Genomic DNA, 10,904 nt, shown 5'->3' on the forward strand with positions numbered 1-10,904 from the left:
CTCGGAAACCTACCGCAGAAATGCGGCAAGGCGCCGAGTGCCGAGCCTACTATATACTCTCTCAACAACAGTTGTAACATCATTATTATTATAACTCCATGTAATCTCTCTAGGCTGAGGATCAGTATCAGGAGAATAAATGGTAATCTTCTTCGTTTCAATATTAATGACTACTCGATATACACCTTGATTTTTAATATTCCACGATGAATGAAGAGCTGCTTCTTCCGGAGTCTTGATTGTAAAAGACATTTCTTGTCCATCAGTAAAATCTCCACCAGTTTCTGGAGCTATAGCCATTGATTCTTCACCATCAAATAATATTGGGAAATAAACATTACCACTCTGAAGTTCCGCATGGAAAGCATACTGATTTTCATTCTCGATTGTCTGTGTCATTTCTTGTTTTTCAGAAACACAAGTTCCAGATACAAAGATTTTATCAGCTGCTATATAATCACTTGCAAGTCCTATCGAAACTGTATGATGCTCAAAATCAACAAGAACCCTATAAGTGTCTGATTCAGGAATTACCCAAACACCTGCTTTTTCAGCACTTTTGACAACTGCTTCCAGTTCTTTTCCTCCCTGAATAGTCTGTTCAGCAACAACAGGAGAAATCACATTAACTTTATTCTCATCCTCATAAACAATTGGGAAATTTATATTACCGGCTTTTAACGATACAATACCAACATATCTAAGAGGATTACTAACCATTGGTCTAATTTCAATATCCTCTCCATCAACGGCTGTTCCTGAGATATAAAGTTTATCAGCCTTAAATTCTTTCTCAATATATGTTTGAATTTTTACTGAAACTGTGGAAATTTCCGGCTTAACAAACTTTGGGCCTTCCAAAGATCCTATAATACGGGCAGACAAAGTTGTTGTTGTACCAGGAGTTAATTCCCATTTATCTGTCAAAAGTTGTTGTAACTCTTTATGAGTATAACTTTTAGAAGACTCACCATCAACGAACTCCTTTATAAGAGTATTATCACTAAAATCATTAGAAGCCAAATCAACTTTATATATATATGATAACGAATATTCCGAAGAAATAGGATCAGCTTTTGTCCAATTTAAAGTCAATGCAATATCATTAGGAGTATCCTCATTCAATTTAATATCAGTCGCAGAAGCTTCTATAACCAAATCTGAGCGATTATCCAACGGATTAACATCATTTTCTTCATTGCAACCTATCATACAACTTCCTACTAATAAAAGTAAAAAAGCCTCTTTAAAACTATATTTATTCTTCATGATTAATCTAAATTAATTAATATATCAATTACCAGCAATCCAATCAGGGGTTTGACGCAAATTGGTGTTCTTATCAATATCATCCTGAGGTATTGGGAACCAATAACTTATAAATTTTCTTGTTTCATAAACAACTCTTTTATAATAATCATCCCTATTTCCAGCTTGTGCATATGCGTTCATGGCATAGAAATCACCGTCCAATAAATCTTTAGCTAATTTCCATCTTCTCAAATCATTAAAACGCAATCCACATTCGCAATTTAATTCAACCCTTCTTTCCTGACGTATTAGAGTTCTCATTTCTTCACCACTTGCAGGAGGTGTAATTTCCCCTTCCGCATAACCATACTGAGGAATACCAGCTCTTTGTCTTATTCTATTTACATACTTCAATATTTCAGATAGATTTGCAGCATATGTTCCATTTTCTATACTCCATTCATTTAATGCTTCAGCATAACTTAAATAAGCCTCCGCCAAACGATAAAGTGAACCATGACGCGATTTATATGTTCCACTATTTTCTTTAGGATTTGCAGTAGGGTCAGTTCTCTTACGACACATATATCCAGTCCAAGGAGCATCATGAGAAGGACCTCCATCCTTTCCATCCATAAAGAAATCACAGTTACGTTTGCCTACCCAATGGTATTCTTCATTATACATTACTGATATATAAAATCTTGGTTCACGATGAGCGTACATATTGTATGTATTTTTTGCAACAATCAAATTATGATCTGCAGTAGCACTACCATTTCCTGAACCATAAATCCAATTTGTAGGATAATATTCATCATCTGTTGTATATCCACTTTCACTATAGTTGTCAACATCCGGATTAAGAATAGGAGAGCCATCAGAATTATATCCCAAAATAGGCATTTTTCCATCTTTCATAAAGAAAGCATCAACCAAAGATTGACTTACACAGATAGCTCCTACTCCATTTAATCCCATACCACGTGGAGTACATTGTTTATCAAAATATCCACCTGAATCCATTGTTCGAGCAAAAAGAATTTCATTATTTCCCTCAATTTTTCGCTTTAACAAAGCGTTCTGATAAGAAAGAAACGGATCAATAGTTGTCCCATCTGTCAGATACTCAATATGCAACTTATGACCAGCAGCTTCAGCTTCATCAATAAGTAATTGACAAGCGTCAACAGCATCTTTCCATCTTTGTGGATCTTTTTCTTTGCTAAAAATAGGTGTTCCATCACAATTCACAATATCAGCCATGTCGGGATTACCATTCACCAAATCACTTGCAGCAAAAAGTAACAATCTTGCACGCATTGCAAGGCAGGCTATTGAAGTAACACGTCCATATTTTTGAGATTCATCATAAGACGATGGTAACACTTTCGATGCTTCCAGCATTTCATTAGCAGCCCAATCAACTACATCGTAAAACGGTTCTTGCTTAAGCATTAAATTATCAGATGACGCTGATTCAGCAGCTTCACGAATGATTGGTACAGAACCATATGTCATAACTAACATTGAATGAAAATATCCAATAAAAAAGCGACATTCAGCTTTCATATATTCAACTTCTTGTTCAGTAACCCCAGGAACTGCATGTGCATATTTTATAAATTGATAGGCAGAGCGAATTGCTTTAGGAAATGTAGTCCAATAACTTATGACTCCAGGACTATCAGCCGTCCAATTACCTTTTTGATAAAGAATAGCCTTAAATCCTTGCGATTCCCATCCTTTAGAAGGAGTCAATTCATCTGCAATTGCATCTGGTCCGTCATATGTATAAAATTCTGGAAGTTCCTGGTAAATAAAAGCTAACCATCTTTCCATATTTTCTTTATTCTCAAATACAGTTTCTAATGTTAACTGATCATCTGGTTCTTTATCCAAATAATCATTACATGATGACATAGAGAATAAAGCAAAGCAACTCAAAGCAGCAATTTTTATATATTTTTTCATATAGAATTCAATTAAAATTTAATTTCAAAACCAGCAGAAATAGATTTCATTATAGGATAAGCGGCACCATTATTAGTATTCAACTCAGGATCCCATAATTTAAATTTAGAGAAAGTAAACAAGTTTGATCCTCGCAAGAAGAAGCGAATTCCATCCATACCAGCTTGTTGCATCCAAGTTTTAGGTAGAGAATAGCCTAACTCCAAATTCTTCAAACGTAAAAAACTCATATTTCTCAACCACCAAGTAGATGCTTCACTGTTATTTTTATTTATACCATCATCTAATCTTGGATAAAATACATCTTGACTCGGATTTTCTACTGTCCAGCGATCATCTGCATTAGTAAACATATTTCCAGTTACACCACGATTAAATCCAGGAATGATAGAACCGGAAAGTATCCTCCAACTTCTTCCAATGCCTTGGAACAATACTCCGAAATCAAATCCTTTATATTGAAGATTAGCCCCAAAACCATACACAATTTCCGGATCAACTGTACCTCCAATGGCTGTTTTATCAAACACATCTACTTTTCCATCTTTATTTACATCTACATACTTTATATCTCCAGGACGGAGTTTTGAAGAGAAGTTTTGTGCTGGTATTTCTTCTTTAAGAATACCATTTTCGACATCTACAAAATCATCTTCAGTAAACAAACGATCTGCGACATATCCAAATAACTGATTAATAGGATGTCCAGTTCTGGCACGATTTGTTCCTACAACTGCATCTGCCTCATCCTGCTCAGTTATTTCATTATGAGCATAAGTAAATGTTCCCATAACACTTAAAAACAAATCCTTACCAATACGTTTATTAAAATTCAAAGCTGCTTCAGCACCACGATTTGTAACTTTTCCAAAATTACTCCATGGCTGTTTTATAAATCCTGCTGTCAATGGTATTGATTCACGTTGCATAAAGATTCCATTTCGTCTTTCATCAAAATAATCCAACGATAAATCAAGCATTCCATTAAATAAACCTAATTCTAAACCAAGATTTGCCTTATTAACAACTTCCCAAGTCAAATCAGGAACAGCAAACTCACCCTCAGCCATACCAACACGATCAAAACTACCATCTTCTCCCCATTTATACATTCCCATATCACCATAAGAATCAGCAATAGTAGATAAATACGCAAAACGACGACCACTTAAATTAGCATTACCAACCTGACCGTATGATGCTCTAAGTTTTAACTTAGAAATAACCTTTCTTGCAGGTTGCATAAAATCCTCTTCAGAAATAATCCATCCAATAGCTCCAGAAGGGAAAAAACCGTATCGTTTACCAGGAGCAAAATTTTCAGAACCATTATATCCGAAGTTAAATTCTGCTACATACTTTCCTGAATAAGTATATGATGTTCGTCCTGCAAATCCTTGATTACGGTATGGCAATTTACTTCCATCATCATAATTTCTCCTATTAAACATCAACATGGCGGAAACAGCATGTTTCTCAGCAAAAGTATGATCATAATTAAGACTTAACTCCATATATATACTTTTGTTTCCATAATCACCACTTTTAGAATAACCTAAAAAATTATCTCCGTTAGTTTTCTTTGAAATAATTAGATTACCTTCATCATCGCGTCCTGTAGCTGGATTATAATAATCAGGATTCATTCCACGACTTACTGTACCTGAAGAATACCTATCAAACGAAAAAGTTCCTTTTACCTTTAAACCTGGTGTTACAAATTTTAAATCTTGCTCTAAAGAAAATAATGTCTCAATTTTACTTGCACTAGTTCTTTGATAACCACTCTGTGTGGCCCATGCCCAAACATTAGGTTCTTCAGTAGTAGGTATTTCTCCTGATGAATATTGAGGAGGAAACGCATGAGGTACAGCTAAAAAGGCTTTAGAAAAAATCTCACTTATACTTTTGGTTGTTGAATTTCTATCTTGTAAATAACCACCAAGATTAAAACGCATTTGAGTTGTAGGAGATAATTTCAAGTCAACATTAGAACGTACGTTATAACGTTGTAATTTCAAAGAAGGATCCCACTCGTGAGTCTTATCTCTCTTTAAAATTCCTCTTTCATTATAAACAGCCGCAACAAAAGAATACTTCAAACGTTCACTACCTCCAGATATATCAACGGTAACACGTTCATTTGATGCATAATCGTTAGAAATTGCATCAATCCAATTTACATCCGGATACAAATCCGTATCATAACCGGAACGAGTTTTCTCTATTCTATCAGTGTACTTGGGCTGTTGTCCTGTATCTAAAAGAATATCATCCAATATTTGCATATAATCAGCAGCACCCAAAAATTCAGGTAACTGAACAGGTTGAGTCATAGCGAATTCTGTTTTAACAACAACACGAGGCTTTCCTACTTGTCCTCTTTTGGTATTAATAAGAATAACACCATTAGCACCTCGTACACCATAAACAGCACTTGCCGCAGCATCTTTTAAAACTGAAAATGACTCAATTTCTTCTGGATCAATATTATTCAAATCTCTTTCAATACCATCAACTAAAACCAAAGGATCTGTTGTGCCTGTTTGAAAAGAGCTAATACCGCGAATCCAAAACGATGAATTATCATAACCAGGTTCACCTGACCTCTGCACTCCAATAACTCCAGAAACAACTCCAGCCAAATTATTACTCAATGAACGAGTAGTTCCTGTACGAAGCTTCTCAGGAGCAACAGTTGTTATTGATCCAACAACAGACTCTTTCTTTTGAGCACCATAAGCAACAACAACAACCTCATCAAGTTGTCCAACATCTTCCACCATTACAACATTTAATACAGAATGACCATCTACGTCTATAGTTTTAGGAACAAAACCTACATAACTAAACGATAATTCAGAGTGACGATTAGGAACATTTATAGAATAAATACCATCCAAATTAGTTATTGTATTTACAGTAGAATCTCCTTTTAATACAACAGTAACACCTATTAGTGGCTCTCCCTTTTCATCCGTAACATTACCTGTTACCTTTATATTATTTTTTGAAGAATTATTTGTACGCTGTTGAGGAGTAGGAGCTGATATAATAATTTGTCGTCCATTCTTCTTATACTCCAAATCCGTTTTTTCAAATAATTCATCAAGAACTGAGTCTATATTATTGTCTGAAGTTGAAATAGAAACTTTATTTGACAAACGAGAATTTACTTCATCAGAATAAACAAAAATATAGTCACTATTTGCCTCTATACAATCCAAGACTTCACGAATTGTTGACATTGATTGAATTGAAAATACATCAGTTTGTGCATTCCAATAAATTTTTGATTCCGCAAATGTAATGTTCGGAATAATAAAAAAAGTGTTTAATACTAAAAAAAAACGAACTTTCTTTCTTATGTGTAAAAAAATTGGTTTCTTTACCATAAAATTTTCTTTTTAAGGTTTAACGTCAGATTTAGAATCTTTTTAAGAAAAAAATTGTCCAAGTTGACGGGGGAATACTACCATATTCTCCCGTTTTTAATTTTTCAAAATGTGTTCTCAAGTATCATTCATTAGGTATAAAAATTTAAATTAAAACTATTTTATTAACTCTATACCCCCTTCAGCAGAAGAGTGTATTTTAAAAGGTATAATTTGCTGGATATTATACAACATGTCATCCAAATTTTCTTTCAATTCCAATTTTCCGTATATTCTTTCATTAGAAAGTGACTTATCACATGAAATTGAAACACCATAATAGATTTGCAAACGACTTATAACTTCAGATAAATCATCTCCTTTAAAATGAATCCATCCTTTTGTCCAACTTATATAATCAGCTACATCTACGGAACGACAGTCAACTATTTTACCTTCTTCAAGACTCAACAACTCATTTGGTTTCAACACAGCCTTATGTTTATCCGTTCCTGTCACCTCTACAGATCCCTCAACTAATACTATTTGCGTTTCTTTCAAGGCATCATAAGTAGAGATATTAAACTTTGTACCTAAAACCTTCAAATCAAAATCAGAAGACTCTACTATAAAAGGACGTGCCTTATCTGGCGCAACCTCCAGATAAATTTCACCTTCCGCATAAATTCTTCGTTCTTTCTCATCAAAACGCTGAGGATAAACTACACGAGACATAGAATTTAGCATCAAATGAGTTCCATCAGCCAACTGCAAACGTACACGCTTACCAGCAGGTACAATAAGCTGACTATATTCAAGTTCTTTATCAGAATACTCTTCCTTTATGGTTTCTTCTCCATTTACCTGCATTTTTCCTTGTGCATCATACTGTACAAATGCATTCTTAGAAAGTTGTAATCTTTCTTTTGGAGTAACCAATATAACTTCTTCACATTCATTTGCTGGCATACTGTTTGCTAACTGGCGAATATCAGTATCAGTTAAATCAGAAGATAATCCAAGCAAATAATGTATTACAAAGCCAATAAAAACAGATGCTGCCAAAGAGAAAGAAGACACCCACAATAAATGTACACGGTGACGAATTCGTTCACGACGAATTTTTACCAATGTCTTCTCAACAATGGAGCTATTATCAAAGTCTGGATTCTTATAATTTTCAAATAAAGAATCTAACTTCTGCTTCAATTCCTCTGATGATTTCTGATTTTCTTGCTTCATTCTTTTAGGGCTTTCTATAAGTATAGACGCAAGTAATAAGAAAATTCCCTAGTAGATTTTTCTTTTTTTTGTAACAAAAAATAAAATAAGATAACATACGCTTGTTAATTTACTATAAATCAACACAATAAAAAAAGACATTAATATTATTTTTTTTCAAAATATCGTATTAATTGCTCACCGACAAGCATTAATGAAGCCGCGCCATAAACTTCTGTCATATTCTGTGTGACTGTTTCCGGACTAGCGCCGATTGGTTGAACCCACCCTAACATTCCATCATTATTTATTGCTTTCTTTAAAGCTTGCCAACCTTTCATAGCATTTATAATATATATGTCTTCTTGAAGAAGTCCATTATTAATTGCCCAAAAAAGAGCAAAAGTAAAAAAACCTGTTGAACTTGTTTCCGGATTAGGGTAAGCATCCGGATCGAGTAAACTTGCTGACCAATAACCATTGTCACGTTGAAGAGGTGCAATACGTTTCAAAAGAGTTATCAACAAAGATTCATATCGTTCCCTCAAAGGACTATCCAAAGGAATCTGTTCCAACAATAAACACAAGCCTCCTGCTACCCAAGAGTTTCCTCTTCCCCAAAATACTTTTTTACCATTTTTTTCTCTCTTATCAAAATAGCTACCATCCCTATAGAACAATTGCTCTTCTTTATCAAATAAATACTCATAAGTGGCCCAATATTCTTTATCCATAAAATACAAATAAGAATTATCTCCTGTAATACGCGAAAATGCCGCATATACAGGGGGAGCCATATACAAAGCATCACACCACGTCCATCTATCATATTTACATGCTGTTGTATCTCCAAATTGAATTTCAGATGGATGATTAATAGTATAGTCCAGACGAGCCTGAGTATGCTGAAGAATTCTCTGATTCCTTACCTTATTATAAAGTGTTACGTACATCATACATACAGCAAAATCATCAGCATGATAAATAGACAAACGATTCTGACTGGTTCCATAATAGTTTCTATTACATATACTTTCATACCATTCTATCATCTGTGGTTCTTTAACAAATTCAGCCCAACGTGACAATGCAGAAAGAAAAACTCCATTTTCCCAACTTAAATCTCCGGCAGATTTCCAAATTCTGTTTTCATCCATATTTGGATATGCATTCATCTGCCATCGGCAAGTCCGATTAACCAAACGCTTTACTTCAGATATTTCTAATTTAAAATTAGGAGATAAAGCCCATAAAGCCGTTGAATGAGATAAAAACACAAACGCTAAAATTACAATATAAAACTCTTTTTTCATATCACATTTAATTATATTCAACTTATTCGCCCCTAAAGAATTAAGTATAATACCAGAAATTATAAAGTGATTGAAAAAACATTCTTTCTTGCAAAAATAAGTACTAAATACTAATTTTCAAAAGTAAATAAATATATTTTTAGTCATTTTTGTAAAAGTCATAAATATAATATATATTCGCTGCGGACAATTTTTATCACTTAAAAACTTAATAACATGAAACTTAAAAAGAGAATGACCTTATGGTTATTATGTTGGTGTGTCTTTGCACAAGGCGCAACACCAAACAAAGAAAAATCTTCAACTACAGAGAAAGACATTTTTATCGACAATTTACTCGATAAAATGACATTAGACGAAAAAATCGGACAACTTTACCAATGCAGTGGACAAGGAAACCTTACAGGACCTGATACTTTACATCTATCTATTGATGATTATATACGGCAAGGGAAAATAGGAACAATGTTAAATGTAACCGGTATAAAAAATATAAAAAATATCAATCATTAGCATTACAATCACGCTTGCATATTCCACTAATATTTGGATTGGATATAATACATGGTTATAAAACAGGATTTCCTATTCCTTTAGCAGAAGCTTCCAGTTTTGATCTTCAGATGATTGAAGAATCTGCCCGTTGTAATGCCTTGGAAGGTGCTTCAGACGGTCTAAATTGGACATTTTCACCTATGGTAGATATTTCTTGGGACCAAGATGGGGAAGAGTTATGGAAGGAGCTGGAGAAGATCCGTTTTTAGGTAGTAAAATTGCAGAAGCTAGAGTAAAAGGTCTTCAGGGTAACTCAATTGGAGATACATGCAGTCAATGGCATGTGTAAAAACACTTTGCTGGTTATGGAGCCCCAATAGCCGGTAAAGACTACAATAGTGTTGATATGTCAATAGGACAATTCGCTAATTACTATATGCCACCCTATGAAGCAGCAATAAAATCAGGAGCAGCAAGTATAATGAGCGCATTCAACGACTTTAATAGTGTACCATGTACAAGTAATAAATTTCTTTTAACAGATTTGCTCAGAAATAGATGGGGATTCAAAGGTATTGTTATTTCTGACTATAATTCTGTAGAAGAGCTTATTAATCATAGAATTGCAAAAGACAAAAAAGATGCAGCAAAACTAGCATTCAATGCAGGATTGAATATAGAAATGGTCAGTCAGTGCTATTTAAGGCATCTTAAAGAACTTGTTAAAGAAGGAAAAGTTTTAGAAAAAGATTTAAACCAAGCAGTAAGATATATACTTGAAAAGAAATACGAATTAGGTTTATTTCAAGACCCATACCGTTTCTATGATGAGAATCGAAGTAAGAGAATTATTAATTCATTAAAGATTAGAGAAACTTCACGAAAGATGGCAGAAAGATCCATTGTATTACTAAAAAATGACAACCATATACTACCTTTTAACAATGAAGTACGTTCTATTGCGCTAATTGGACATCTTGCAAAATCTCAATCAGACATGGCTGGAGCATGGGCCGGAAACGTAAATAGAAGCAAAATCGTAACATTATACGAAGCATTAAGGAACAATAACATTAATATATTCTATTCAGAAGGTTATGACAAAAAAACAGGAAAAATAACACAGTTACAAACTTCATTACAAGCAGCACAAAAAGCCGATGCTGTTATTGTATGCATAGGTGAATTAGCAGAACAAAGCGGAGAGAGCAAATCAAAGACTAATATTGAAGTGATTTAAACTTTTCTTTTCCTTGCACATTTTCTCAATAGCATA

8 protein-coding genes are annotated in these 10,904 nt (G+C 33.9%); 3 read left to right on the forward strand and 5 right to left on the reverse strand.

Going from position 1 to position 10,904, the window contains the following annotated elements; genetic code table 11:
- Window positions 1-9 precede the first annotated feature (9 nt).
- From DXD04_RS16340 to DXD04_RS16360, 5 genes are all read right to left on the reverse strand, one after another.
- Window positions 10-1,269 carry a SusE domain-containing protein gene (locus DXD04_RS16340; RefSeq protein WP_117674187.1) on the reverse strand — a complete coding sequence of 420 codons (1,260 nt, stop codon included), beginning with the start codon at window positions 1,267-1,269 and terminating at the stop codon, window positions 10-12.
- A gap of 24 nt (window positions 1,270-1,293) precedes the next feature.
- On the reverse strand, window positions 1,294-3,225 hold the full coding sequence (locus tag DXD04_RS16345; protein ID WP_117674188.1) for a RagB/SusD family nutrient uptake outer membrane protein: 1,932 nt from the start codon (window positions 3,223-3,225) through the stop codon (window positions 1,294-1,296).
- 11 nt (window positions 3,226-3,236) lie between these two features.
- The gene (locus DXD04_RS16350) at window positions 3,237-6,620 is read right to left on the reverse strand and encodes a TonB-dependent receptor (protein ID WP_117674189.1); all 3,384 of its coding nucleotides are present in this window, start codon (window positions 6,618-6,620) and stop codon (window positions 3,237-3,239) included.
- A gap of 156 nt (window positions 6,621-6,776) precedes the next feature.
- On the reverse strand, window positions 6,777-7,841 hold the full coding sequence (locus tag DXD04_RS16355) for a FecR family protein (RefSeq protein WP_117674190.1): 1,065 nt from the start codon (window positions 7,839-7,841) through the stop codon (window positions 6,777-6,779).
- 146 nt (window positions 7,842-7,987) lie between these two features.
- Complete coding sequence (locus DXD04_RS16360) at window positions 7,988-9,133, reverse strand: glycoside hydrolase family 88/105 protein (protein WP_117674191.1); 1,146 nt, start codon at window positions 9,131-9,133, stop codon at window positions 7,988-7,990.
- 216 nt (window positions 9,134-9,349) lie between these two features.
- Here DXD04_RS16360 and DXD04_RS16995 point away from each other — a divergent pair, with 216 nt between their 5' ends.
- The 3 genes from DXD04_RS16995 (at window position 9,350) to DXD04_RS17005 (ending at window position 10,868) form a co-directional block, all read left to right on the forward strand.
- Window positions 9,350-9,646, forward strand: coding sequence for a hypothetical protein (locus tag DXD04_RS16995; RefSeq protein ID WP_259296177.1), 297 nt, complete (start codon window positions 9,350-9,352; stop codon window positions 9,644-9,646).
- Window positions 9,647-9,684: 38 nt separating this feature from the next.
- Window positions 9,685-9,897, forward strand: a complete 213-nt coding sequence (locus DXD04_RS17000) for a glycoside hydrolase family 3 N-terminal domain-containing protein (protein WP_258338997.1) — start codon at window positions 9,685-9,687, stop codon at window positions 9,895-9,897.
- A gap of 137 nt (window positions 9,898-10,034) precedes the next feature.
- On the forward strand, window positions 10,035-10,868 hold the full coding sequence (locus DXD04_RS17005) for a glycoside hydrolase family 3 N-terminal domain-containing protein (protein ID WP_259296178.1): 834 nt from the start codon (window positions 10,035-10,037) through the stop codon (window positions 10,866-10,868).
- The last annotated feature ends 36 nt before the right edge of the window (window positions 10,869-10,904 follow it).

The organism is Phocaeicola plebeius (assembly GCF_003437535.1).
GTDB classification, from domain to species: Bacteria; Bacteroidota; Bacteroidia; order Bacteroidales; family Bacteroidaceae; genus Phocaeicola; species Phocaeicola plebeius_A.